The 24,470-nt window shown below is 74.4% G+C and carries 23 protein-coding genes, 1 pseudogene and 1 riboswitch; of the genes and pseudogenes, 7 read left to right on the top strand and 17 right to left on the bottom strand.

Features of this window, described 5'->3' with window-relative positions; translation table 11 throughout:
• Positions 1 to 172: 172 nt before the first annotated feature.
• Entirely contained in the window at positions 173 to 1,174 is a 1,002-nt protein-coding gene (locus ACMA1D_RS27030; protein WP_414726615.1) for a LysR family transcriptional regulator, read from the bottom strand.
• Between the two features lie 216 nt (positions 1,175 to 1,390).
• Here ACMA1D_RS27030 and ACMA1D_RS27025 point away from each other — a divergent pair.
• Both ACMA1D_RS27025 and ACMA1D_RS27020 read left to right on the top strand, forming a co-directional pair.
• A pseudogene (locus ACMA1D_RS27025) lies at positions 1,391 to 2,476 on the top strand (pyridoxal-phosphate dependent enzyme); the annotation flags it as partial.
• Between the two features lie 135 nt (positions 2,477 to 2,611).
• On the top strand, positions 2,612 to 3,157 hold the full coding sequence (locus tag ACMA1D_RS27020) for a pyridoxal-phosphate dependent enzyme (RefSeq protein WP_414726651.1): 546 nt from the start codon (positions 2,612 to 2,614) through the stop codon (positions 3,155 to 3,157).
• Positions 3,158 to 3,218: 61 nt separating this feature from the next.
• Here ACMA1D_RS27020 and ACMA1D_RS27015 read toward each other — a convergent pair whose 3' ends face one another.
• Together ACMA1D_RS27015 and ACMA1D_RS27010 are read right to left on the bottom strand one after the other, a co-directional pair.
• A complete protein-coding gene (locus ACMA1D_RS27015; RefSeq protein ID WP_414726614.1) occupies positions 3,219 to 3,737 on the bottom strand; it encodes a GNAT family N-acetyltransferase in 519 nt (172 codons plus the stop codon).
• Positions 3,738 to 4,141: 404 nt separating this feature from the next.
• Positions 4,142 to 5,737 carry an FAD-binding oxidoreductase gene (locus ACMA1D_RS27010; protein WP_414726613.1) on the bottom strand — a complete coding sequence of 532 codons (1,596 nt, stop codon included), beginning with the start codon at positions 5,735 to 5,737 and terminating at the stop codon, positions 4,142 to 4,144.
• Positions 5,738 to 5,947: 210 nt separating this feature from the next.
• On the opposite strand from ACMA1D_RS27010, the gene ACMA1D_RS27005 reads away from it, so the two are divergent.
• Complete coding sequence (locus tag ACMA1D_RS27005) at positions 5,948 to 7,066, top strand: helix-turn-helix transcriptional regulator (protein WP_414726612.1); 1,119 nt, start codon at positions 5,948 to 5,950, stop codon at positions 7,064 to 7,066.
• A gap of 427 nt (positions 7,067 to 7,493) precedes the next feature.
• Here the strand turns inward: ACMA1D_RS27005 and ACMA1D_RS27000 are convergent, their stop codons facing one another.
• Positions 7,494 to 7,856: a helix-turn-helix domain-containing protein gene (locus tag ACMA1D_RS27000; RefSeq protein WP_349993915.1), complete on the bottom strand. Its 363-nt coding sequence runs from the start codon at positions 7,854 to 7,856 to the stop codon at positions 7,494 to 7,496.
• A 206-nt stretch (positions 7,857 to 8,062) separates the two neighbouring features.
• On the opposite strand from ACMA1D_RS27000, the gene ACMA1D_RS26995 reads away from it, so the two are divergent.
• Positions 8,063 to 8,977 (top strand): NAD(P)-dependent oxidoreductase, encoded by a 915-nt coding sequence (locus tag ACMA1D_RS26995; RefSeq protein WP_414726611.1) that lies wholly within the window; start codon positions 8,063 to 8,065, stop codon positions 8,975 to 8,977.
• 192 nt (positions 8,978 to 9,169) lie between these two features.
• Here ACMA1D_RS26995 and ACMA1D_RS26990 read toward each other — a convergent pair whose 3' ends face one another.
• Complete coding sequence (locus ACMA1D_RS26990) at positions 9,170 to 9,760, bottom strand: NADPH-dependent FMN reductase (protein ID WP_414726610.1); 591 nt, start codon at positions 9,758 to 9,760, stop codon at positions 9,170 to 9,172.
• A gap of 193 nt (positions 9,761 to 9,953) precedes the next feature.
• On the opposite strand from ACMA1D_RS26990, the gene soxR reads away from it, so the two are divergent.
• On the top strand, positions 9,954 to 10,730 hold the full coding sequence (gene soxR / locus ACMA1D_RS26985; RefSeq protein WP_414726609.1) for a redox-sensitive transcriptional activator SoxR: 777 nt from the start codon (positions 9,954 to 9,956) through the stop codon (positions 10,728 to 10,730).
• Between the two features lie 117 nt (positions 10,731 to 10,847).
• Here soxR and ACMA1D_RS26980 read toward each other — a convergent pair whose 3' ends face one another.
• The 3 genes from ACMA1D_RS26980 to ACMA1D_RS26970 form a co-directional block, all read right to left on the bottom strand.
• Positions 10,848 to 12,137, bottom strand: coding sequence for a GNAT family N-acetyltransferase (locus ACMA1D_RS26980; RefSeq protein ID WP_414726608.1), 1,290 nt, complete (start codon positions 12,135 to 12,137; stop codon positions 10,848 to 10,850).
• A gap of 225 nt (positions 12,138 to 12,362) precedes the next feature.
• On the bottom strand, positions 12,363 to 13,373 hold the full coding sequence (locus tag ACMA1D_RS26975; protein ID WP_414726607.1) for an asparaginase: 1,011 nt from the start codon (positions 13,371 to 13,373) through the stop codon (positions 12,363 to 12,365).
• A gap of 52 nt (positions 13,374 to 13,425) precedes the next feature.
• Positions 13,426 to 14,052, bottom strand: a complete 627-nt coding sequence (locus ACMA1D_RS26970) for an ABC transporter substrate-binding protein (RefSeq protein ID WP_414726606.1) — start codon at positions 14,050 to 14,052, stop codon at positions 13,426 to 13,428.
• A 147-nt stretch (positions 14,053 to 14,199) separates the two neighbouring features.
• On the opposite strand from ACMA1D_RS26970, the gene dtd reads away from it, so the two are divergent.
• The gene (gene dtd, locus ACMA1D_RS26965) at positions 14,200 to 14,625 is read left to right on the top strand and encodes a D-aminoacyl-tRNA deacylase (protein ID WP_414726605.1); all 426 of its coding nucleotides are present in this window, start codon (positions 14,200 to 14,202) and stop codon (positions 14,623 to 14,625) included.
• A 71-nt stretch (positions 14,626 to 14,696) separates the two neighbouring features.
• Here dtd and ACMA1D_RS26960 read toward each other — a convergent pair whose 3' ends face one another.
• The 8 genes from ACMA1D_RS26960 to ACMA1D_RS26925 all read right to left on the bottom strand — a co-directional run bounded on the left by ACMA1D_RS26960 (position 14,697) and on the right by ACMA1D_RS26925 (position 22,961).
• Positions 14,697 to 15,737, bottom strand: a complete 1,041-nt coding sequence (locus ACMA1D_RS26960) for a ParA family protein (RefSeq protein ID WP_414726604.1) — start codon at positions 15,735 to 15,737, stop codon at positions 14,697 to 14,699.
• Positions 15,734 to 16,933, bottom strand: coding sequence for an ATP-binding protein (locus ACMA1D_RS26955; RefSeq protein ID WP_414726603.1), 1,200 nt, complete (start codon positions 16,931 to 16,933; stop codon positions 15,734 to 15,736). The genes ACMA1D_RS26960 and ACMA1D_RS26955 overlap by 4 nt, the downstream gene beginning before the upstream one ends.
• 87 nt (positions 16,934 to 17,020) lie before the next feature.
• Entirely contained in the window at positions 17,021 to 18,001 is a 981-nt protein-coding gene (locus ACMA1D_RS26950; RefSeq protein WP_414726602.1) for a YgfZ/GcvT domain-containing protein, read from the bottom strand.
• A 9-nt stretch (positions 18,002 to 18,010) separates the two neighbouring features.
• Positions 18,011 to 18,463 carry a Fur family transcriptional regulator gene (locus tag ACMA1D_RS26945; RefSeq protein ID WP_414726601.1) on the bottom strand — a complete coding sequence of 151 codons (453 nt, stop codon included), beginning with the start codon at positions 18,461 to 18,463 and terminating at the stop codon, positions 18,011 to 18,013.
• A gap of 185 nt (positions 18,464 to 18,648) precedes the next feature.
• Positions 18,649 to 19,713 carry an ABC transporter substrate-binding protein gene (locus ACMA1D_RS26940; RefSeq protein ID WP_414726600.1) on the bottom strand — a complete coding sequence of 355 codons (1,065 nt, stop codon included), beginning with the start codon at positions 19,711 to 19,713 and terminating at the stop codon, positions 18,649 to 18,651.
• Between the two features lie 85 nt (positions 19,714 to 19,798).
• Positions 19,799 to 20,839 (bottom strand): ABC transporter ATP-binding protein, encoded by a 1,041-nt coding sequence (locus ACMA1D_RS26935; RefSeq protein ID WP_414726599.1) that lies wholly within the window; start codon positions 20,837 to 20,839, stop codon positions 19,799 to 19,801.
• The gene (locus ACMA1D_RS26930) at positions 20,839 to 21,939 is read right to left on the bottom strand and encodes a FecCD family ABC transporter permease (protein ID WP_414726650.1); all 1,101 of its coding nucleotides are present in this window, start codon (positions 21,937 to 21,939) and stop codon (positions 20,839 to 20,841) included. The genes ACMA1D_RS26935 and ACMA1D_RS26930 overlap by 1 nt, the downstream gene beginning before the upstream one ends.
• Before the next feature lie 126 nt (positions 21,940 to 22,065).
• Positions 22,066 to 22,155, bottom strand: a riboswitch (cobalamin riboswitch).
• Positions 22,156 to 22,397: 242 nt separating this feature from the next.
• Positions 22,398 to 22,961 (bottom strand): FABP family protein, encoded by a 564-nt coding sequence (locus tag ACMA1D_RS26925; RefSeq protein ID WP_414726598.1) that lies wholly within the window; start codon positions 22,959 to 22,961, stop codon positions 22,398 to 22,400.
• 423 nt (positions 22,962 to 23,384) lie between these two features.
• On the opposite strand from ACMA1D_RS26925, the gene ACMA1D_RS26920 reads away from it, so the two are divergent.
• On the top strand, positions 23,385 to 23,750 hold the full coding sequence (locus tag ACMA1D_RS26920; RefSeq protein ID WP_414726597.1) for a DsrE family protein: 366 nt from the start codon (positions 23,385 to 23,387) through the stop codon (positions 23,748 to 23,750).
• A 66-nt stretch (positions 23,751 to 23,816) separates the two neighbouring features.
• Here the strand turns inward: ACMA1D_RS26920 and ACMA1D_RS26915 are convergent, their stop codons facing one another.
• The gene (locus ACMA1D_RS26915) at positions 23,817 to 24,284 is read right to left on the bottom strand and encodes a DUF3099 domain-containing protein (RefSeq protein WP_414726596.1); all 468 of its coding nucleotides are present in this window, start codon (positions 24,282 to 24,284) and stop codon (positions 23,817 to 23,819) included.
• Between the last annotated feature and the right edge of the window lie 186 nt (positions 24,285 to 24,470).

Raw genomic sequence — 24,470 nt, 5'->3', positions numbered from 1 at the left:
ATTGACCCGCTGGGTCGTTCACGCGGGCGATTGGCGGGTGGCCGGCGGCCCGGCTCCGGGCCTGGTTTCGGGCCCGGGGCCGATGCCGGAGTGCCGGAGCGGCGGAGTGCCGGGGTGCCGGAGCGGCGGAGTGCCGGGGTGCCGGAGTGGCGGGGGCCGCGTCGCGGCGGAGTCAGTCGCCCGGCCCCGCGGCTGGTCCCGCGGTCGGTCCCGTGTTCGGCCCCGCGGCTGGTCCCGTGGCCGGCTCCGTGGCCAGCCCCGCCGCCATCGCCTCGCCCAGCGCCCGCCGCCAGGCGCGTACCGCAGGGTGGTGGCTGCTGCCGCGCCGCACGGCAGTGAACAGCCGGCGGGCCTGCTGCCCGCGCGGCAACTCCCGCACCGTGACGGTCGGTTCGCGCCCACTCCACACCAAGTCGGGCAGCAGGGCCACGGCATGGCCCTGTTCCACCAGGCGCAGATGCAGCAGCAGGTCGGTCGACTCGTACCGGACGTCGGGTTCGAAGCCCGCGGTGCGGCACAGGGTCATCGCCCAGTGCCGGGCGGCGGTGCCGGCCGGTTCCATCACCCACGGGTGGTCGGCGAGCGCGCGCAGCCCGGCCCGGGTGGTGCGGTCGGTGCCGAGCGCCGCGAGGTGCGCGGCGTGGCGCGGCAGGGCCAGGCGGAGCGGGTCGGCGCACAGGTCTTCCTGTTCGACGCCGTCGGGGCGCGGGTTCGGGTTGCCCGGGTACTCCTCGGCGACGACCACGTCGAAGTCGCGGGCCAGGAGCGCCGGTAGGGCCCGTTCCGGTTCGCGCTGGGTGATGTGCAGGCGCAGCCGCGGGTGGGCGGCGCGCAGCAGCGTCAGGGCGGGCGGTACGAGGGCGAGCGCCGCGGTCTGGAACGCCGCCACCCGGAGCGTGCCGGTGAGGTCGGTCAGCGAGGTCGCGATGTCCGCCTCGGCGCGCTCCAGGCGCTCCAGCACGGCCTCGGTGTGGGCGACGAGGATCTCGGCCTGCTCGGTGAGCCGCACCCGCCGCCCGACCGGCTCAAGCAGCGGCACCCCGACCTCCGTCTCCAACTGCGCGAGCTGCTGGGAGATGGCGGACGGGCTGTACGAGAGGGCCGCGGCGACGGCGGCCAGGGTGCCCCGGTGCTTGAGCTCGCGCAGCAGCCGGAGGCGGTGGAGGTCGAACATGGCGGGCGCGCGTTCCTCTCCGTGTCGTCCCTGCGTGGGTGGCAGGGGTCGGGGGGCGTGGTCGGGGGCCGGAGCCCGGGCCGGGGGCAGGTCCAGGGGCGAAGGGGTCGGGGCGGAGGGGGCGGGGGGTTAGGGGTCATACATCAGTTCCCCTCATGAATACTCGTCGGAAACATTCGCTGGACCGGAGAGAGGGCCGCGCCGCAGGCTGGTGGCATGACTGAGACCCCTTCCGCCGGCACGACGCTGACCAGCAGGGACGCCCCACAGGCCGGCCCGTCAGGCGCGGTGCCGTGGTACGCGAGGCCCGCCGCCCGGCGCTGGCAGTGCCGCCCCGTACCCGGCGACGCCCGCGCCTTCCACGCCGGACTGCCCGGGTACGCGCCCACGCCGCTGGTGGAACTGCCGGACCTGGCAGCCGAGTTGGGTGTCGGCCGGGTCTTCGTCAAGGACGAGTCGGACCGGCTCGGGCTACCGGCCTTCAAGGCGCTCGGCGCCTCGTGGGCCCTGCACCGCATCCTGGCCGAACGCGGTACGGGCGGCAGCACGGGGGGTATGGGCGGCACGGGTGGTGCGGGCAGTTCCGGTGGTGCGGGCAGTTTGGACGGTGCGGGTAGTTCGGGCGGTACGGGTGGGGCTGCCGGTGGTCCGGCCGACGGTGGGGCCGGGGCCGTCGGGGCCTGGACCGGGGCTGGAACCGGGGCGGGTGAGCCGATCACGTTCGTCACCGCGACCGACGGCAACCACGGCCGGGCCGTCGCCCGCATCGCCCGCCTGCTCGGCCAGCGCGCCCACGTCTTCGTCTCCCGCGGGGTACATCCGCGGGCGGTGGACGCGATCGCGGCCGAGGGCGCCCGGGTGACCCGCGTGGCCGGGACGTACGACCGCGCGGTGCGCGAGGCGGCAGCGGCGGTCGAAGCCGCGGCGGTGGCCGCGGGTGCGACGGCGGGCGGCGCGGCGGGCAGGGAGGGCACGGCGGCGGACTGGGACGGCGAGGCGGCGGACGGTGCTGCGGGCACGGCGGGTGCCGGGGGCGCGGCGGCGGGCGGGCCGGGCGCGGCAGGTGGGCCGGGCACTGTCGGCGGTGGGGCGCCGACCTGCATCCTCGTCCAGGACAGCGGCCGGCCCGGCTACGAGCGGATTCCGGGCTGGATCGTGGAGGGCTACTCCACCCTGTTCGCCGAAGTCGACGCCCAACTCGCCGCAGCCGGCGCCGGCACCCCCGACCTGGTGGCCGTCCCGGTCGGCGTCGGCTCCCTCGCCCAGGCGGCCGTCACCCACTACCGGTCGGGCCCCGCGGCACATGACGCCCAGGCCGCGGACGACGCTCCCGTCGCGCACCCCGCCCCGACCAGGCCCGCCGCCCCGGCCGGGGCGGGCGCCTACGGTCCGCTGGACAGGAGCGGCATCGGCCCGGACGTCGACCCGAACGTCGGCATGGACGCCGGCCCGGATGGCGGATCGGACGGCGGGGCGGGTGCCTGGCCCGGCGGACCGGTGGTGTTGTCCGTCGAGCCGCAGGCCGCGGCCTGTGTGTGGGAGAGCCTGGTGCGGCAGGAGCCGGCCGGCATCGAGACCGGGGACACCGCCATGGCCGGCCTGAACTGCGGGACGCCGTCCAGCCTGGCCTGGCCCGTGCTGCGGGCCGGGCTCGACGCGGCCGTCGCCATCAGCGAGGCGCAGGGCGCCCGTGCGGTGCGCGACCTCGGTGCGCTCGGGGTCTCCGCCGGCCCCTGTGGCGCCGCCTCGTTGGCCGGCGTGCGGGCGGCACTCACCGGCGAGGGCGCCACCGACCGGCGCGCCACCCTGGCCATCGGCCCCACCTCCACCCTCGTCCTCCTCAGCACCGAGGGCACGGCGGCCAACCCGCATGGCGAGCGGCAGCTCGACGCGACCGACCCGACCGACGCAACCGATACAGCCGACACGGAGGGTGCAGCGGGCACGGAGGTCTCGGCGGCGCCGGGCCTCCCGCAGAGCTGAGCGACCACAGGGCCGGGGCCGGCCCACGATGCGGCCGGCCCCCGTCCCGCACGACCCGCCCCTACTGCTCCAGCACCAGCACCACCTGCCCGGGCTCCAAGCCGTGCTCGGGCCCCGGGTCCGGTATGCGGTGGAAGCCGCAGCGCTCAAGGAGTCGGACCGATGCCGTGTTGCTGGCGAAGGGGTCGGCGTACAGCGGGCGGTGCGGGATCAGGGCCGTGAACTGGGTGAGGGCCCGGGTGCCGATGCCGCGGCCCCAGTACGCGCGGCCGAGCCAGTAGCCCACCTGCCAGCGGCCGTCCGCCTCCCAGTTGAGGAAGTTGCCCGCGACCTCGCCGTCCGCGATGACCGTACGGACCAGGGCCGTGGGGTCGGCCAGGACGCGGTTCTGCCAGTGCGTCATGAAGCGCTCGCGCTCCCTGGAGGGGAACACGGCCCGTCGGGATGCCTCCGGGTCCTGCTCGAAGGTGAAGAAGATCTCCAGGTCGGCGGGCTCGACCGGCCGCAGGCTGACCTCCCGGGCCCGGGGCACGGCCCCGCCGCCCGCCGTCCCGTCCGCTGCTGTGTGGGCGCTGCTCATCGTGGGTCCCCGTTCTCCTCGCACCGCGCCGCCGGGCAGTGGGCCGGTGGAACCCACGCACACCGGACGGCTCGGAGGTGGACGCACGACCGCCCACCGCTGACTCCTGTTCGGAGTCTCGCACCCACCACTGACAATCGCGCCCGGCACGTCTCTGACCAGCACTTTTACGGTGCCCGCGCGCCGCACGCACCCCGCCGCCCCACCCCGCCTGGCCCCGGGAGCCGCACCCGCCACCGCACCGCCCGCCGGCCCCGAAACCCGGCCCGATACTCCGTCGGCGACCCGGCGACCCGGCGACCCGGCGACCCGGCGACCCGGCGACCCGGCGACCTCCGGGCCCTGGCGTCCCCCCCTCCCGGACCCGGCGTCCCGCCGCCCCGCCCCCCCGTACGCGTACCCGGTTACGCGCCCGCGTCCGCCCGCCCCACCCCCGCGTCAGCCCCAGCATCGGCCACCGCCCGCGGTCGGTCGTCGTCCGCCGGCCGGATGTTGTGGTTGTGCCGGAACAGGTTCTGCGGGTCGTAGAGCGCCTTCAACGCGCGCAGGCGCGCGTGGTCCGCCGGTTCGTACGCGCTGCGCACCAACAGGTCCGCGGCGTCAGCCGGGCGCCCTGCGTCAGCCGCACCCGCCGCGCCTGCCCCGTCCGCCGTACTCTCCGCACCCGCCGTATCCACCCCACCCACCGCACCCGCCCCCGCGGCCCGTACCCCGCTCGGCCCCATGAAGGTCAGTGACCGGCCGACGGTGGCCGGGGCGGCGGCCGAGAGGAGTCGTTCGTGTACGGGACGGATCGCCTCGCGCGTCAGCGGGGGCCGCAGCGGCGAGATGACGCCGAGCAGGTAACCGGCGTCGCGCAGGCCGATCGCGTTCGCGGCGGCGCCGCGCCTGGTCAGCGCCCCGCCGAGGTGGCGCAACTCCACGATGCACGGCACTCCGCCGGGGCGGGTCGCCTCGCCGATCGCGGTCAGCAGCTCCGGCGTCAGCGCGTCGAGCAGCACGCTGTCCCCGTCGTACGGCATCGGGTCGGTCGGCTCCTGGAAGATGCTGGCGGAGTCCGCGTACGGCAGTTCGGCGAGGGTGTCCAGCAGCCGCGGGGCGACCGCGCGCAGCGGCTGCACCAGGCGTTCGCCCTCCTCGACGGAGCCGGTGTGGGCGATCCGCACGTGCGCCACGAGCCGGCCGCGCAGCGGCGCGGGCGCCCCCGGCACGTCCGGGACCGGGAAGAGCGCGAGGGAGGAGGTCAGTGCGTCGGGCAGGTCGGCCGTCCAGTCCCGGTAGGCGCGCAGCACCTCGGCGCCGACCGCGCCCGCGTCGAAGTACAGCCCGCCGCCGTACAGCCGGTCCACCGGGACCAGTTCGACCTCCACCCGGGTGACGACGCCGAAGTTGTCCCGGCCGCCGAGCAGTGCCCAGAACAGGTCGGGTTCGCCCGCGGCGGTCACCTGGCGCAGCACCGCGTCGGGCGTGACCACCTCGATGGTGCGCACCCGGTCGGCGGCGTAGCCGTAGCGGCGGGCGAGCAGGCCGATGCCGCCGCCGAGCAGGTAGCCGACCACGCCGACGTGCGGCGCCGACCCGTTGAGCGGGGCGAGGCCGTGCGGGGCCGTGGCGGCCACGACCGCGCCCCAGCGTTCGCCGGCCCCGATCCAGGCGGTCGCCGCGGCCGGGTCCACCCGGACGCCGCGCAGCCTGCGGGTGGAGACGAGGACGCCGCCGGAAGCGGCGACCGCCTGCCCGTGCCCCGTCGCCTGCACGGCAAGCGGCAGCCCGCGGGCCGCGGCGAACGCCACCACGGCACACACGTCCGCCGCGTCCGCGACCCCCGCGATCAGCGCCGGCCGGTGCTGCACCGCGCTGTTGTACGTGGCACGCTCCGCGTCGTACCCCGCGTCGCCGGGGCGGAAGAGCGGGCCGGTGAGCTGGGCGGCCAACTGGTCGGCGGCGCGCTCGTGGGGGAGTTGGGGGTCGGGCTGCGCGGGAGGTGCGGTCGTGGTCACTTGGGGCGCTCCGTCCGGTCGGTGGTCGGTCGATCCGCCGGCCGGCGGGGCCGGTCGGCGGACGGCGCGGCAGGGCGCGGCGCACTCCCGGGGAGCCGCCGCGCGCCGCCGGCCGCAGGGCGGACGCTGCCGCAATAACATGACACCCGCCGTCAAGTTTTCCGACGGCCCCGGAGAAGGCCCGCCACGGCCCCCGGGGAAGATCGGGGCATGAAGTCGGACCGCCTGCTGTCGATCCTGCTGCTGCTCCAGACCCGGGCCCGGGTGCCGGCCGCCGAGTTGGCCGAGCGGCTTGAGGTGTCGGTGCGCACCATCTACCGCGACGTCGATTCGCTGTCGGCCGCCGGCGTCCCGGTCTACGCCGAGCGCGGCCGGCACGGCGGCATCAGCCTGCTGCCCGGCTACCGCACCGACGTCACCGGGCTGACCGCCCCCGAGGCGCGGGCCCTGTTCGTGCTGACCGAGCCCGGGGCGCACAGCGCGCTCGGCCTCGACGAGGCGCTGGGCTCCGCACTGCGCAAGGTGATGGCCGCGCTGCCCGCACCGCACCGTCCCACCGCCGAACTGGCCAGCCGGCGCATCCTCATCGACCCCGACCGCTGGCTGGCCGGGCCGCGCCCGACGGTCGACCTGTCGGCCCTGGAGACGGCCGTGTTCACCGACCGCCGGCTGCGGCTCAGCTACCGGCACAGCGGCGCCGCGCGCGCCCGCGCGTACACCGTCGATCCGTACGGGCTGGTCGCCAAGGCCGGCACCTGGTACCTGGTGGCCGACCGGAGCGGCACCCCGCGGCTGTTCCGCGCGGACCGCATCGCCCGGGCCACCGTCACCGACGACCCGGTGCGCCGCCGCCCGGGCGTCGAACTCGCCGACGCCTGGCAGGCGTTGCGCCGCGGCGTGGAGGAGCGTCCGGTCGCCGTCCGGGTACGGGCCCGGGTGCGCCGCCCGCGGCTCGACATGTTCGTACGGATCGTCGGCTCCCTGCTCGCCACGCGGATCGAGGTGCTGGACCCGTACGCGGACCGGGCCGCAGCCCCCGGCGCGGTAGACGCCAACGCCACACCCACGACCGAAACACCCGCGACCGACACACCCACGACCGACACACCCGCAGCCGCAACCACCGCAGAAGCAGAAGCAGAAGGGGAATCAGCACCGGCCGAAGAGTGGGTCACGGTCGAGGTCGGGTACGCAGAGGTGGGCGCGACGCGGCAACTCCTCCAGTTCGGGACCGACGTGGAAGTGCTCGAACCATCCGAGGTCCGGGCCGAGTTGGCCGCGACCGCCGCGGAGATCGCGGCCGGGTACGGTTCGGCCGGGCCTCGCTGACGGGACGGGCCCGCCGCGCCGCACCCCGCGCCCCTGAACGCGTCCTGCCCCGGCCCCGGCCGCCCGCCTCGAACGGGCCGCCCCCTCAGTAACCCCCAGGTAAGCACCCACTTTTTTGTACGTACTTGTTCGGGGTGGGCGGTCGGGGGAGTCTGATGGGGCGCACTCGACGGGCCGCACCACCGGCCCGTCGGGTGCAGCGGTCACCCGCGTGCGGCCGTGGGTGCGCGGCCGTGCGGAGGCCGCGACCCGTCCGGCCCGGCGGCCCTCCGCCCGTACGCAACGGACCGCCGGCCCCGCCCCGACCGTCAGCCGTCACGGCGGCGAACCGACGCCGCGACCCACCCGAACCACGGTGAGCCACCTGCGCAGAACAATCCCTTCACATGTCGTCAAAAACCATATGCATAGGGCTAGTTGACGTCGGTCACGACGCCACCTGGCGCACCAGACCCAGATCGGCCATGCGGCGGCTGCCCCAGGCGCCGAGCGGGCCGAGGGCGACGTTGAGCGCTATGCCCGACTCGGTCAGCGAGTACTCGACCTTGGGCGGCACCTCGTCGTAGACCTCGCGGTGCACGACGCCGTCCGCCTCCAGCTCGCGGAGCTGCTGGGCGAGCACCTTCTCGCTGATGCCGGGCAGCAGCCGCTTCGTCTCGCCGAACCTGCGCGGCGCGTCGTGCAGCGCCCACAGGATCAGGACCTTCCACTTGCCGTCGATGACGTCGACGGCGGCGTCGAGACCGCACACGTACGGCCGGTTCTTCTTGGTCAGCAGTTGCTCGCTCATCCGCACCTCCCCGTGAGAGTCACTACGGCAACGCGCCGCCCACCCGGGCTGTTCCACGGCCGCACGACCGCGGCCCGGGCCCGCCCGGTACGTACCGCCTCGACCCCATCCATCCCCACGACCCACCCCAGCCCGCCCGCGACTTGCCCCAACCCCCCTGTTCACCCACCCACCCCATCCACCCCGTGACCCGCAAGGAGCCCACCATGACCGCCACCCCCGAAAGCCCCGCCACCCCCGAGAACCCCGCCGCCGCGCCCGTGACCGTACTCGGGCTCGGCCCCATGGGGCGGGCCCTGGCCGGCTCGTTCCTGGCGGCCGGGCACCCGACGACGGTGTGGAACCGCACCCCGGGCAAGGCCGACGAACTGGTCGCCCAGGGCGCGGTCGCCGCCGCCAGCGCGGCCGAGGCCGTCGCGGCCAGCGAACTCGTCGTCATCTGCGTGATCGACTACGACGCCGTCCACGCGATCCTGGACGGCGCCGGCGCCGCGCTCAAGGGCCGCACCCTGGTCAACGTCACGGCGGACTCCCCCGACCGGGCCCGCGCCACCGCCGAGTGGGCCGCCGAGCGCGGTGTCGACTACCTGGACGGCACCATCCTCACGCCGGCCGTCTCCATCGGCACGCCGACCGCGGTGTTCCTGTTCAGCGGTCCCGAGGCGCTGTACGAGCGGCACCGCGCGACCCTGGCCAGCCTCGCCGGCACGGCCACCTACCTGGGTGCGGACCACGGTCGGGCGGCGGCGTACGACGTGGCCCTGCTGGACTTCTTCTGGACCTCGGTCAGCGGGCTGCTGCACGGGTTCGCGCTGGCCAAGAAGGAGAACATCCCGGCGCGCGAGCTGGCGCCGTTCGCCCGCGGGATCTTCGACATCCTGCCGGGAATCCTGGACGAGTTCGCGGGCAACGTGGACGACGACCGCTACCCGGGCGACAACTCGCACATCCTGTCCGTATCGGCCGGCATCGACCACGTCATCCAGGCGTCCGACGACCGCGGCATCGATGCCGGCGTGCTGCGCGCGGCCCGTGCGGTGCACCAGCGCGCCATCGACGAAGGCCACGGCACCGACGGCATCGAGCGCATCGCGGAGGTGCTGGGGCGGCCGGTGGGGTAGGTGGCGGGGTGGCCTACCGGCCTGTCGGTCGGTGGGTGGTCGGCGCGCGAGGGCGGTCGGTGGGTGGCCGGCGGGGTGGGCGATCGGCGGGGCAGCCGGCGCCAGCCCCGACAAGCGCCACCCACCCCGCCGACCAGTCCCAACGCGCAGCCACCCCTGCCGACCGGCCCGACCAAGCAGCCACGCCCCACCTCACGCCGCGTAAGGCTGCTCCTCCTTCGCCGCGCGCAGCGCGTTCCCCCACCACAGGAGCTGGTCGAGCAGCCGCTTGGCGGCGATGTTCGGCTGGGTCGGGTCGATGAGTTCGCCGTCCCGGAACAGGTTGCCGGCCAGCGCGAAGCTGACGGTCTCCCGGACGGTGACCGCGTGCAGCTCGGCGAAGACGCCGCGCAGGTGCTCCACGGCGCGCAGACCGCCGGAGATCCCGCCGTACGAGACGAAGCCGACCGGCTTGGCGTGCCACTCCTCGTTGTGCCAGTCGATCGCGTTCTTCAGGCTGGCCGGGTAGCTGTGGTTGTACTCCGGGGTCACCACGACGAACGCGTCGGCCGCCGTAAGGCCCGGGCTGATCTTCGCCAGCGCGGCGGTGGCCGCGGGGTTCGGCTGCGCGCCGTACGCGGGCATCTCGTTGGGCAGTTCGGCGTCGGCGAGGTCGATCACGTCGACGTCCAGACCGCCGTGCACGCGGGCGCGCTCGGTGATCCAGTCGGCGACCTGCGGGCCGAAGCGGCCACCGCGGGTGCTGCCGACGATGACGGCGAGCCGGAGCGGGGTGCGGGACATGGGTACTCCTCGGAAGCTGGGCGAACGGATGGCGAGCGGCCGGCCGGTGCGCCGGCCGTCCGCCCCTGCGGCACGGCCGCGATGCCGCGCGGCCGTGCACGGTCCGGGGCGAGGGGCGAGCCGCCGCTTTCCGGTGCCGTGGTGAAAAGCCTCCGACTTAAACAATGGTTGAGGTCAAGTTACGCTGGGTTGCATGACCCAACTTTCCAAGAACCGCTACGAGCTGACGGTCGGCGAGCTCTCCGAGCGCAGCGGCGTGCCCGCGTCCGCGCTGCGCTTCTACGAGCGCCAGGGGCTCATCCGCAGCCGTCGCACCAGCGGGAACCAGCGCCGGTTCAGCCGGGACACGCTGCGCAGGGTCGCCTTCGTACGGGTCTCGCAGCGGGTCGGCATCCCGCTGGCGACCATCCGCGACGTGCTCGGCCTGCTCCCCGAGGAGCGCACGCCCGACCGCGAGGACTGGGCGCGGGTCTCCCAGTGCTGGCAGGCGGACCTGAACACGCGCATCCGCCAGTTGGAGAAGCTCCGCGACCACCTCACCGACTGCATCGGCTGCGGCTGCCTGTCCATCGACCGCTGCGCGCTGGCCAACCCGTACGACCAACTCGGCGCGGAGGGCAACGGCCCCCGCCGGCTGCTCACCGACGAGCAGGCCGACGAGCGGGCCGAAGAGCGGGCCGGCGGCCCTGCCGCTGGTCGGGCCGCCGGGCCGGGCACCCGCGCGCGGGCAGCCACCACCCGCACCCGTCCGACGGGCTCCGCCGGCGCCTGCGCGGCGGCCGGCACCGCGACCAGCGTCGCGCGCGGCGCCGAGCCCCTCACGTACGCCGGCACCGGCTGCGAAGGGTCCGACTGCGAGGGCACGGGCTGCGAGGGCACGGTCTGCCGCGGTGCGGACGGCGAGGCCACGAGCTGCGAGGCCGCCTGCTGCACGGGAGAGAACGGCACCGGCTCGGCCTGCGCGGGCTGAGTGCAGCGGGCGGGCTGAGGGGCGCGGGCGGATCGAGGAGCCGGGCCGCGGGCTGCGGCGCACGGGCGTGCTGGGGGCCAGGGGCGGGCCGGGCGGCCCTTCCCCCGCCCCATCCCCTCAGAACACGTCCGGGCACCACGGCCGGCGGGCCGTCCGCAGCAGGACGTCCGCCACGGCGGCGGCCCCGGTGCGGAGCTCGTCCACGCGGCCGAGGCCGACCAGCCGGCTGGCCGACTCGTCACCCAGCCACAGCGTGCCCAACTCGCCGATGTCCATGGCCAGTTCGGCGGCCCGGCCGGTCGGCGTGCAACTCGCCCCGTCGGGCCCCGCCTCCAGCGCGAACCGGCCGCCGGCGAGCCCGGCGGCGTCGTGCAGTTCGATGACGAGCGAGCCATCGGTGGGGTACGTACGCGTCGACAGCAGCCGTGGCACGTCCAGCGGGCGGATCCACAACCAGTCCGCGTAGGACTTCACCACGGCCGCCCGCGGGTCGCCGAGCAGCAGCGGCAGCACGTCGTCCGGGGCGCGGAAGCCGCTGGCCACGCGGACCACCCAGTCGACCGAGAACAGGTAGTGCCACAGCGCGTGCTCGGCCGCCGGCGAGGCGGCGAGCAGCGAGCGGACCCGCGCCGTGTTCTCGGGCAGCTTCGCCTCCCAGCGCTCGTCCACCGAGTACGTGAGCAGCCCGTCGACGGTGCCGTCGGGCGCCCGGTAGACCGCGTGGAACGGCTCCTTCCAGTGGGCCGACGGATAGCGCACCTCGCCGGTCTCCAGCCGCCACACCCGCTCGCTCCGCGAGACCATCCCGGGCCGCTCGGCCCGCAGCCGCTCGTGCAGGACGGGCCCGAGCTCCCGGACCGCGGCCCCGTCCACCAGCTCCACCCGCCCGCCCGGGTCGGCGATCCGCGCGAACCGCCCCTTGGCCGAGCGCAGCGCCCGGTCCCCGGGCCGTACGTAGCCCGGGTCGAGCCCCGCCCGGCCGATCTCCACCTCCCACTCGCTGACCCAGGTGGCGGGCCCGAACCCGTACCGCCCGTAGATCGGGTACTCGGCGGAGATCAGCGTGGCCAACGCGTCGCCGCGCTCCTTGGCCGCCCGCAGCTCGCGGTCCATCATCGCGGTCAGCAGCCCCCGCCTGCGGTGCGTGGGCAGGATGCCCACGTTGGTGATCGCGGTGGCCGGCACGGGTGCCCCGCCCACCGCGGTCAACTCCTGCGCGAAGCTGCGGAAACACCCCACGCACCGGTCGCCGTCGAAGGCCCCCAGCGTCCGGTCGAGATCGATACCGGGCCGCCGCAGCTCCACCTCCTCCGCGCTGATCTCGGGGGAGCCGAGGAAGCCGATCCTGGAGGTACGGAGCCAGTCGGGGAGGTCGGCAGCGGTGAGCGTACGGATGTCTAGGGCCATGTCCGCACGCTAGGGAGAAGAACCGGCCATCGCATCAGGATTTCCCCTGGCCTCCTCAGACTCATCAGTAACACCCGTCACTGTGGCCCTGAGTAGCCGGTGCACCACACGTCGCTGCGGCCCCGCGGAGCAGTCGGCGCGGCACCGGGAGCGCGGCGCGTGGTCCCACGAGCGGACCGGCTCAGAACGCCGCCCGGACCGGCTCAGAACGCCGCCCGGACCGGCTCAGAACGCCGCCCGGACCTCCCCGACCCGTTCGCCGCCGCCCAGCAGGGGCGCGTCCGCGATGCGGGCCACCACCGGGGAGGTCACGCCCAGCCGCTCCAGGGCCCGGGCCAGCACCGGGCCGAGGGCCCGCGTGCCGCCGTCGTCCAGCTTGAAGGCGAGCGCCCGGCCGTCCGGCAGTGCCAGCGCCTGCACCGCCTCGGCGCCCATCTTGGCCAGCGTCCCCGGCACCTCGCGCATCAGCCAGGTGTCCGCCCGCCGGGTGCCCGCCACGTACTCCGGGTGGGCCCGCATCGCGTCCGCGACGCGCCGCTCGGGGGTGCCGGGCGCGGCCAGCACGAACGACCTGAAGGCCCGGGCCAGGCCGGTCAGCGAGATCGCAAGCAGCGGCGCGCCGCAGCCGTCGACGCCCACCTCGGTCACCCGCTCGCCGCTGGCCGCCTCCACGCCCTCGTGCACGAGCTGCTGGAGCGGGTGGTCGGGCGCCAGATAGCTCTCCAGCGGCCAGCCGTTGACCGCACAGGCGGCGAGCATCGCGGTGTGCTTGCCCGAGCAGTTCATGGTGATCCGCTCCCGCACCTGCCCCGCGGCCAGGTACGCCTCGGCCTCGACCGGGTCGAGCGGCAGGTCGGGCGGCGTCCGGAGGGCACCGTCCGGCAACCCGGCCTCGGCGATCATGGTGCGCACCAGGTCCAGGTGGAAGGGCTCGCCCGAGTGGCTGGCGGCGGCCAGGGCCAGCCGCTCGCCGGCCAGTTCGAGGCCGGCGCGCAGCACGGCCGCCGCCTGCATCGGCTTGTTGGACGAACGGGGGAAGACCGGGGCGTCCACCGTGCCGAGCGCCCACTCGACGCCGCCGTCGGCGTCCAGCACCACGAGCGACCCACGGTGCCGGCCCTCGACGAACCCGGAGCGCACGACCTCGGCGAGGACCGGTGCTATGCCGTCGGGCGGGGCGGTGGCGGCACGGTCGGCCGGGCCGGCTGCGCGGTCAGCGGCGGGGGAGGAGGTCATCGTCGGCCTTCCTGTTCCTGTGCGGGCGGTGGGGGAGCGACCTCCCCGCCGATCACGGGAGCAGGTCGTCGACTTGCGCTTCTCCCTCACGGTACCTGCGGGTGATTTCCGCCCCGCAGTCGTCCGACGTCCGCTGCAACTGCTGCCGCCGCCCGGAAACCTGCTGTTCGTACGCGGTCAGCCGGCCGATCGCGAGCTCCAGCTCCTCGCTCGTACGGGCCCGCAGGTCGGACAGTTCCACTTCGGCCAACATCTCCTCGGCGAGCTGCCGGTACGGGCCGCTGCGCGGCGCCCCCAGCGTCACGTGCCGGGCCGACGAGCGGTGCCGGGTCGGCCCGTCGGTCAGGATCTCCGAGAGTCGGTCCACGACCGTCCGCGGCGCCTCGGCGACCGGCACCGGCACGCGCGGCGCGGCCCGCCGCGCCAGCTCGGCCCTGATGATGTCGATCCGCCCCTGGAGCAGTCGGCGTACGTAACTGAGGTCGGCCTCCTCCGCCTGCGCGCTGCGCCGCAGCGCACGCAACTCGGCCAGCCGCAGTCCGTCCAGGGCCAACACGGTCACGGTCGCCTCCACCAGCGGTCCGAGGCGCCCGCCCGCCGGCCGGGTGGCCGTGGCCGACCCGGCGGGCCGAGCGGTGGGTACGGGGCCGGGAGAGTCTCCGGCGCCGGGTGTCATCATGCGATTTCCGTCCCCTCAAACGGTGCGCGAGCTGGTCGCGTTGTCCACATAACGCACCGCGTGCACGCATCGTGCCACTCTGTGCGGTCCGTCCGCAGCGCGGGAACACCCGAACAGCCCAGATGGCCGCAGGGCATCATGGTGCGCATGCGTGCTGTGATACAGAGGGTCGACGGGGCGAAGGTCACCGTGGACGGCGAGACGGTCGGCGAGATCGTCGGCGAAGGGCTGTGCGTCCTGGTCGGCGTCACCCACGAGGACACCCCGGCCAAGGCCGCGCAACTGGCCCGCAAGCTGTGGTCGGTGCGCATCCTGGACGGCGAGAAGTCCTGCTCGGACACGAACGCCCCGCTCCTGGTCATCAGCCAGTTCACCCTCTACGGCGACGCCCGCAAGGGCCGCCGCCCCACCTGGAACGCAGCCGCCCCCGGCGAACTGGCCGAACCCCTGGTGGCCGAGGTCGTCACCACCCTCCGCTCGCTGGGCGCCCAGGTCGAAACGGGCCGCTTCGGCGCCGACATGAAGGTCTCCCTGACGAACGACGGGCCGTTCACGGTGGTGGTGGAGGTCTGAGGGGCTGGGGACTGTGGGGCGCTGCCCGCTGGTGGGGCCCCACAGCCACCTGCGCAGCAGTTCTGCCCGCCTCAACACACCTCGTCCACCCGCCGGAGCACGCTCTCGGCGAGGTCGCGGAACTCGCGGTAGCAGGTCTGCACGTACGTCTGCGTACTGCCGAGTGCCCCGTCCGCCGCCTTCAGGTCGAACATCGGCTTCCGGGCGTCGTGGGCGAGGGGCATCAGGCTCCGGTAGTTGCGCAGGGTGGCGATGCGGTACGGATCGCCACCGCCCGGCGCCGGTGACGGGGCGCCGTCGAGGACGGCGGCCGAGTAGACCATCGGGATGCGCTCCAGCCACCGCTCGTACGCCTTGACGGGCCGGTCGAGACGCATCTCGGGCTGCATGATGACGTACCCGAGGGGGGCCATCGTCGCGGCCGGTGCGGAGATGCCGGCGGGCACCCGGGGCAGGACCAGCGACCGCCACCCCTGCCGCCACTCCCGCAGCGTGGGCCCCAGGTTGCTGAGCCCCTTCAGTGAGAAGAGGTCCGCCGCCAGCGGCATGAGCACGCAGTCGGCGGCGATGAGCGCGGACCGGTTGATGGCCCCCAGGTTCGGCCCGACGTCGATGAGGACGACATCGGCCGCCACGGACCGGGCGGCGTGCTCGACGATCCGGTGGAAGGCGGTCGTCGTGCGGATCGCCGCGACATCGCCGGCGAACGACTTGAACCACTCGTTGGACAGCTTGTCCTCGAACCGGCTGAGATCGAGGCTCCCGGGCAGCAGCCACAGCCCGGACTTCAGCGCCACCGGCTGTACGGGGGCCACATCGCCAGTGCCGTGCAGGATCGGCTCCACCGCATCGGCGATGGTCTGCCCCTCGTGCACCCGACCGGTGCCGGGCAGGGTGGCCGCGGCCATGCCCTGGTCGATCAGCTCCGACGGCGCGCTCCACAGCTCCTCGATCTCGCCCTCGTCCAGGCACATGGACGTCAGGTTGGCCTGCGGGTCCAGATCGACGGCGAGCACGCTGTGGCCGAGCCGGCTGAGCATGTGCGCGAGGTGGTAGGCCAGGGTCGTCTTGCCGACGCCGCCCTTGTTGTTGAACAGCGCGATCGAGGTCATGCGGCCCTCCGGATGGTCACGGCCCAGGACGCGTCGTCGACCTGGTATTCGGCCGGCGGGTTCCCGCCGCGCTCCAACGCGGCCCGCACCCGCCCGATGCCCCGGCCGAAGCGGTTGACGTAGCCGAGACCCTTGAGCGCCGCAGCCAGCGAGGGGTTGCGGTAGTCGGTGACGCGGTCGAAGTTGTCGTCCCGCACCTGCCCGAACGGCCCGCCCGGGTTGGTCACCTCGATACGGTCCTCGAACCAGACGATGCGGGTGGGCGCGTACGACGTCTCGTAGTTGCGGTGCATGAGGGCGTTCATGCAGAGCTCGCGCAGCGCCTCCAGTGGATAGTCGGGCCGTGAGGTCTCCCGGAAGCCGTCGCCGACGACACGGGTCCGCAGGTTGCTGCGCAGCAGTGGTTCGAGCCGTGCCGCCGTGCCGATCAGGTTCCCGTTCAGCGCCTGCTCGTCCGCGATCGGCGCGTCCAGGTCCGTGCCGTCGTAACGTACGAACTGGACGTACGCCCCGGGAATCCGGCTGGCCGGGTCAAGCCCGATGGCCAGCAGGCCGAGTGCGGTGGGCGTGCCGTCGGGCGTGGTCAGGTGCAGCGAGGCCAGTTGCTGAAGCACCGGGCGCCCGTTCTCCTCGATCACCTCGGGGTCGACCAGGGACGGTAGGTACGAGCGCTGGAACAGGTCCACGTCCAGGTCGGTGAACTCGGCGTGCGGGACCGCGCGGGAGTCGAAGGGGCCGTCCTTGGCGCGGCGCCGCTCGGAGAGCACGCGCTCGTCCTCCCGGCTGGCCCGTCGCGTGGTGGGTCCGGGGCGCACCCAGACCACGCCCTCGAACCGCACGGGCGTGGCGACCGACGCCTCGACCCGGATGCGGACGACCGGCTCGCCTCTGAAGCGGCCAGCCTGGACGGTGAACGAGGGCCGGTCCAGGATGCGCCCGTCGTCCCGCAGGTCGGTCAGGGCGAGGAGGGCGCGGTCGCTGGTGTCCACGTCGGGTACGGGGCGCCCGGCGTCGTCCACCCCGATGAGGATGTCCCCGCCCCCCTTGCCGCAGAGGTCGTTGGCCATGGGACACACCGCGTTGCCGATGGCGTCACCGCGCTTGCCCTCGCGCTTCGCGGTCCGCTTGAACTCAAGCGCCGCGGTCTCCCGGGTGCCCAGGACGGTTGCCAGATCGTCGTCGCTCACGCTGCGCATTGTGGCAGTTCGCCACGGTCCGCGGTGGGGCCGGTGGTGGCGTTCGACACCCCACCCACCGGCCGGCGCACCCCCCGACCGAGCCCCCTAAGGCTCCACCACCACTTCCTGCGCCGCGGCCGTCGTCCCCGCCAGGAGTGGTGCGTCCACCGGGACGTTGCGCTTGATGAGGGCGAGGGCGATGGGGCCCAGTTCGTGGTGGCGGGCCGAGGTGGTGAGGAAGCCCAGTTGGCGGCTTTCGGGGCCGTCTGCCGCGAGGCGGACGGGGGTGCCGTGCGGGGGGAGGTGGACTTCGCTGCCGTCCAGGTGGAGGAAGACCAGGCGGCGGGGGGGCTTGCCCAGGTTGTGGACGCGGGCGACCGTTTCCTGGCCGCGGTAGCAGCCCTTCTGGAGGTGGACCGCGGTGCCGATCCAGCCCAGTTCGTGCGGGATCGTACGGTGGTCGGTCTCCAGGCCGAGCCGCGGGCGGTGCGCCTCCACCCGCAGCGCCTCGTGGGCGAGCACGCCGATGGCGGGGCCGTGCGCGGCGGCGAAGGCGGTCAGTTCGGCGCGGGGCAGGAACAGGTCGCGGCCGTGCGCCGTCTCCCGTACCACCGCGTCCGCCGGGGCCTCGGTGATCGAACCGGCGGGCAGGTGGAGCACCGCGTACTCCGCGGTGCGGTCGGCCACCTCCACCCGGTAGAAGAACTTCATGCTCTCCAGGTAGTCGATCAGCGCGGTCTGGGTGCCGGGCTCGACGTGGGCCCAGACCGTCGTGCCGTCGTCCACCAGGTACAGCGCGTGCTCGATGTGGCCGTTGGCGGAGAGCACCAGCGCCTCGGTGGCCTGGCCGGTGGGCAGTTCGCTGACGTGCTGGGTGAGCAGCAGGTGCAGCCAGCTCAGCCGGTCGTCGCCGGTGACCGTGACCACGCCGCGGTGCGAGAGGTCGACGAAGCCGGTGCCGTCGGCCAGCGCGCGCTGCTCGCGGAACAGCTCGCCGTAGTGCCCGGCGACCCCTTCGTCGGGGCCTTCCGCCGGTACGGCACCGGGCAGGGACAGCAGCGGACTGACGAGAGTGGGTCGCAGCATGTCTCCAGCCTACGGCGCCGCTGCCGGCTCCCCGTCGCCTTCCCCACCGCCGGCGCACTTCGCACACCGCCCGAAGATCGCGAAGTGCTTCAAATCGGTCTCGAAGCCGAAGCTCTCCCGCAACTGGTGGGTGAACGGCTCGGCAACGGTCTGGTCCGCCTCCAGCACCTCCGTGCAGTCCCGGCACACCAGGTGGAGGTGGTGGTGCCGGGCCGCGACGTGGTAGGTGGGGGCGCCGTGCCCCAGGTGGGCGTGGCTGACCAGGCCGAGCTCCTCCAGGAGTTCGAGCGTGCGGTAGACGGTGGAGATGTTCACCCCGCTCGCCGTCCGGCGCACCTCGGTGAGGATGGCGTCCGGGGTGGCGTGCTCCAGGGTGTCCACGGCCTCCAGCACGAGCTGGCGCTGCGGGGTCAGCCGGTAACCGCGCGCCCGTAGGTTGCTCTTCCAGTCGGTGGTCGCCACGCCGCCAGTGTAAGTGACTTAGGTCTCCCTTACCGGGGGCCGTTCCGGCCGCGGGGCGGGCGTCGTCCCACCGCGGCCCGGGCCGCCTTCCGCCCGCGCCCCGGGCTGCTCTCCCCTCGTATCACTCCCGCCCCACAGGCCCCACGGCTGGCCCCGCACCCCAATTCCGTACCGCACCCCCGCGGTCAGTCCCGCTGCACGCCGCGCAGGTACGCGCCGAGCGCCTCGATCGCCGCCGCGTTGCGCGGGCTCTCCACCAGGTCCACGTAGTCCAGCGTGAAGATCCGCTTGTTCTTGATCGCCGAGACGCCGGCCAGCGGCGGGTAGTCCAGCAGGAACTTCTTCTTCTGTGCGGCGCTGGTGTCGCCGTAGTCGTTGATGACGATCACCTCCGGGTCCCGGTCCACGACCGTCTCCCAGCCGACCGTCACCCAACTGTCCTTGAGGTCCTTCATCACGTGGTCGCCGCCGGCCTTGGTGATGATGTCGTGCGGGCCGGCGAACTCGCCCGAGGTCAGCGGCTTGTCCCGGCCGTCGTCGTACAGGAAGACCCGCGGCTGCTCCTTCGGCGCCCTCGCCTGCACCGCGGCGATCCGCCGCTGGTAGTCGGCGACCAGCTTCTCCGCCCGGTCCTCGACGTGGAAGAGCTTCCCGAGGTTGCGCAGGTCGGTGTAGAGCGCGTCGAGCGGGGACATCACGCCGCGCGCCTTGCCGCGGCCGTTCCGGCAGGACTCGGTGAGCAGGTACGTGTCCACGCCGAGCTTGTCCAGCGCGGCCGGCGTGAACCCCTCCGACTCCCGGAAGCCGTAGTTCCAGCCGGCGAACACCAGGTCCGCCTTGGCGTCCAGGACCAACTCCCGGTTGATGTCCGACTTGGACAGCCAGCGCACCTTCTCGTACGCGGCCTTGTACGGCACCGCGTCCAGGTCGCCCTTGTCGTCGGGCATGACGTAGCCGGCCATCCGGTCTTCGAGCCCGAGCGCGAACATGATCTCGGTGATCCCGACGTCGTTGGTCACCACCCGCTCGGGCGCCTTGTCGTACGTCACCTGCGCGCCGCAGTTGGTGAGGGTGACCGGGTAGCCGTCGCCGGCGCTGGCCTGCTTGCCCTCCTTGCCCCCCTTGTTGTCTTTGCCCTGGTCGCCGTCGGAGACGTCCGCGCCGCAGCCGGCGACGGTCAGCGCGAGGGCGAGCGCCGCGGCGACGGCGGCGGGGGTACGGAGCGGGCCACGGAGGCGGCTGATGCGCATGGGATTTCCTCGGGGTGGTGGGAGGGGAGGGTGGTGGGTCGCGCTGGTCGGCGGCCGGGCCCGGGTTCGGGGCGGGCCGCGGGGCCTACGGCGTCGGCACCGGGGTGTCGGGCGGCGCCGTGGCCTGCGCCGGCAGGGCGGGCCCGGCCGCGGCCCGCCGGGCGGGGCCCGCCGCGGGCAGGCGGTCGAAGAGCAGTTGCAGGGCGCCGCTCACCGGGTGTCGTACGGGGTGGGCGAGCACCTGGAAGACGTCGGCCAGCAGCTCGGGCGTGAGCACCTGCTGCGGGGTGCCCGAGGTCACGATGCGGCCCTTGGCGATGACGTACAGGACGTCGCAGTGCCGGGCCGCCAGGTTGAGGTCGTGCAGCGCGGTGAGCACGGTCAGCCCGGCCGGTGCGCCGATCGCCCGCCCGACGGCGGCCCCGTCCCGGCCCGTACCTGCGGGTTCCGCACCCGCCGTACTCGCCGCACCCGCACCCGTACCCGTCGTACGCGCATCCGTACGATCCGTGCCCGCCGCGCCGGCCTGCACCCCCGCATCCGCGCCGGCCTCCATTGCCGCGCCGGGCTCCGCATCGGACCGCAGCAGGGCCAGCACCTCAAGCTGTTGCGCGATGTCGAGGTGGTTGGTCGGTTCGTCCAGGACCAGGATGCGGGGCTGTTGGGCCAGGGCGCGGGCGATCAGGACGCGCTGCTTCTCGCCGCCGGACAGGGTCAGGAAGCCGCGGTCGACCAGATGGCCGGCGCCGACCCGGGACAGCGCGTCGGCGCACACCCGGGCGTCCTCGGCCGAGGCCCGGCCGGTCGCGCTCTGGTGGGCGGTGCGGCCCATCGCCACCACCTCGCCGACGGTGAAGTCGAACTCGCTCGACGACTCCTGCGGCAGCGCCGCCAGCCGCCGCGCGCCCTCGCGGGGCTTCAGCGCGTGCAGGTCGTCCCCGTCCACCCGGACCACGCCGGCGCTCGGCCGCAGCGCCCGGTACGCGCACCGCAGCAGCGTGGACTTGCCGCTGCCGTTGGGCCCGATCAGCCCGACCACCTGGCCGCTGGCGGCCCGTACGGTGGCGTCGGCGACCAGGCGTGCGCCGCCGATGTCCACGCTGAGGTCTTCGACGTCGATGCGCATCAGGCGCCTCCGAAGGTGTAGCCGCGGCGCCGCATCAGCAGCACGAAGCAGGGCACGCCGACGACGGCGGTGATCACGCCGACCGGCAGTTCGACGGGCGCGAGCAGCACCCGGGAGATGATGTCCACCCAGACCAGCAGGATCGCGCCGAGCAGCGGCGCGACCACCAGCACCCGCCGGTGGTCGGCGCCGACCAGCATCCGGGCCACGTGCGGCACCATCAGGCCGACGAAGCCGATGGCCCCGCTGACCGCGACCACGGCGCCGGTGACGGCGGCGGTGATCAGGAAGAGTTCACCGCGCAGCCGCCTGGCGTCCACGCCGAGCGCGGCGGCCGTCTCGTCGCCCATGGCCAGCGCGTTCAGCCGGCGCGCGGACCACAGGAGGTGCGCCAGGCCGCCGGCCACCGCACAGGCCGCGATCGGCAGCGACTGCCAATTGGCCCCGCCCAGGCTGCCGAGCAGCCACATCATCGCGGCCCTGCCCGCCTCGCCGCGCTCGGCGCTGAAGACCATCAGCGTGGTGATGGCGGAGAAGCCGTAGTACATGGCGGTGCCGGTGAGCACCAGGCGCAGCGGGGTCAGCCCCTGCGGGGTGCGGGCCGCCGCGTACACCAGGACCATCGAGATCAGCGCCGAGCCGAACGCGGCGCTGGACAGCGCCCAGATGCCGAGGCCGCTGAGGGCGCCGAAGAGGAGCACGGCGTTGGCGCCGACCGCGGCGCCGGAGGAGATGCCGAGCACGAACGGGTCGGCCAGCGCGTTGCGCACCATCGCCTGCACGGCCACGCCGATCCCGGCGAGCCCGGCCCCGACCACGGCCGCGAGCAGCGCCCGCGGGAACCGCAGCTCCCAGACGATCGTGTACGCGGAGACCTCGTCGGACGCGATGGTGCCGCCGGTCAGCCCGGCACCGAGGAACCGCAGCACCTCGCCCCAGGAGAGCCCGGCCGCCCCGAACCGCACCCCGCACACCAGCGACAGCGGCAGTGCGATCAGCAGGGCGGCGAGGAGCGGTGGCAGGGGCACGCGGCGCACCGGGCGCCGGCCGTCGGGCGCGCCGGGTCCGCCGGCCGCGCGGGGAGGGGCGGCGTCCTCGATGGTGGCAGCCACGGGCGGCTCCCCCTTCGCCTCGGGCCGCGACCGTACGGTGAAGGAGTGGCCCGGCAGCGCCGGGTGTTTCCCCTCGCAGTCCGCGGCGAGTTGTTCAGGAACGAGCGCCACCGCGGGTGATCGGGCTCGCGGCGCCGGCATCGCTGGGATGCGCGGCTCCGTCAACCGTTGCGGGTCAGCGCCGGACTCTCACCGGACTTCCCCCGCGGGGCGCGTATGCAGTTGTGGAACGAGATCGGGCTCAGCCGTGTGCAGATGGGACCAGTCGAGCCAGCCGTGCTCCGCCGGAACCAGCCGGGCCCGGTGGCGCACCGTCGGGCGCCGGGCCGTGACCGCTACGGAACCACGAGTGGGCGGTCCGCGTCACCAGGCACGGCTGAACGGACGGGACACGGGGCCGGAACAACGGGCCCGGCGGGCCGAGCGGGCCCTGCGGGCCCGGCCGGTCACTTGAAGAACGCGATGCCGTCGTCGGGCAGGTCCTTCAGGTCCTTGGCCCACTCCCGCGGGTCGACGACCTTCTTCAGGTGCGCCGACATGTACGGCCGCAGCGGCACCTCGGGAGTGGCCTTCTCGCCCACCCACATCAGGTCGCTCTTGACGTACCCGTACAGCCGCTTGCCGCCGGTGTACGGGCCGGCGGACGCGGTGCGCGCCACCGCGTCGGTGACCAGGTCGATCTGCGGCTTCTGGTCGGCCAGCTCGCCGTACCAGATCTCCACGACGCCCTGGTCGCGGATCATGACGACCTCGACCTTGCGGTCCTTGTCGATCCGCCAGTACCCGGTCTCGGACTCCAGCGGGCGGACCTTCTTGCCCTCGTCGTCCAGCTCCCAGGTGTGCGAGACGTACTCGATGAAGTCGCGGCCGTCGTGCGTGAAGGACGCCTCCTGCCCGAAGTTGCACTTCTCGGCGCCGGGGAAGTCGAAGACGCCCGCGCCCTCCCACCTGCCGAGGAGGAAGACGAGGGGGACGAGGTCCGGGTGGAGGTCGGACGGGATCTCGATCATGAGCTGCTCAGGCGATCTGTAGTGCGGACGGGAGACGGCGCCGTGCCGTGGGACCGACGGCTGCCGCGGGGCCCGCGCCGGGGCGCGAGCGGGGCCGACGGGTCCGTCAGCGCTGGCCCTGGTACAGCTTGAACAGGGTGAGCCCCGCGAAGGCGGCGATGAGCACGGCCATCAGGACCAGCAGCAGGGTGAAGACTGTCTCAAGCACGAGCGCGCTCCTCGGACACAGTGTGGTGTAACGGACCGGGCCCGAGTCTAGTCCGCGCCCGACCGGCCGGCGCTGTGAGGTCCACCGCCCGGCCCCGCCACAGGTCGGCGCCCACCCGCGGGGCGCCGCCGGGCTGCCCGGCTGCCGCCCGCCGTCCCCACGGGTACGGGCCCCGGCCGCGCGGCCGGAGCCCGCGGCGCGCTTACAGTGAGCGCATGGCGAAGAAGCTCGTGATCAAGGTGACGGCGGGTGCGGATGCGCCCGAGCGGTGCTCGCAGGCGTTCACGGTGGCGGCCGTCGCCGTGGCCAGCGGCGTCGAGGTCTCGCTCTGGCTGACGGGCGAGGCGACCTGGTTCGCGCTGCCGGGCCGGGCGGCCGAGTTCACGCTGCCGCACGCGGCGCCGCTGCCCGACCTGATCGACTCCATCCAGAGCGGCGGCGGCGCCCTCACCGTCTGCACGCAGTGCGCGGCCCGCCGCGAGATCGAGGAGTCCGACCTGATCGAGGGCGCCCGCATCGCCGGCGCCCAGATGTTCGTGAGCGAGATCATGCCGGACGGCGTCCAGGCGCTGGTCTACTAGCCGTACCGAACCGACTCCCCGGCCGCGCCGCCCGCCGTTTCCACCGGCCGCTCTGGCCGCCGCGCCTCACCGGTGGTGCTTGCCGTCGAGCTCGTCCCACCAGGCGTCGGACTGGGCGTCGCCGGTACGGGAGCCGGAGCCGGGTCCCCGGGCGCCGGCGTGCTTCCGGCCGGGCGCCGGGCGTCGGTCGGGGGAGCGGCGGCCCAGGTCGGACGCGGCATCGGCGGCCGGACCTGAGGTCGGTGCGGAGGGCGGGCGTGCCTCCGGGCGGGGGCCAGGACGGGAACCCGGACGTGAGTCGGGGCCGCCGCGCTGCTCCGGCGGCGGCGTGCCGCCCGGTTCGTCGAACCAGTGGTCGTCGGGCCCGCGCCGGTTGGCGACGATCGCCGCGAGGGGCGGGATCACCATCGCCACCACGCACATGCCCACGGCCACCGGGATCGACCACAGCCTGACCACGGCCCATGCCAGGACGAAGAGCGTCAGGCACGCACCCATCATGAGGAAGTAGCCACGTCGCCGCCGGGCGTACATGCCTCCAGCGTACGACTGGACCTCGGGCGCGCACCCCGGGTGCGGGCCCTTGACGGTGCGGGGTCACTTCCCCGCCCCGCACCGCCCTGCCCGTCGCGCTTGCCCGCCCCCTCCCGCGGGCAAGCGCGACGAACCCACCCGGCACCGGCCGGTGCGCACGGCGGCACGTTCCGGTGCGGGGGTGGA

Source organism: Streptomyces sp. 796.1, assembly GCF_047525675.1.
Classification (GTDB): domain Bacteria; phylum Actinomycetota; class Actinomycetes; order Streptomycetales; family Streptomycetaceae; genus Streptomyces.
Note: the sequence above shows the minus strand (reverse complement) of the source record. Positions and strands in the feature narration are given on the sequence as shown.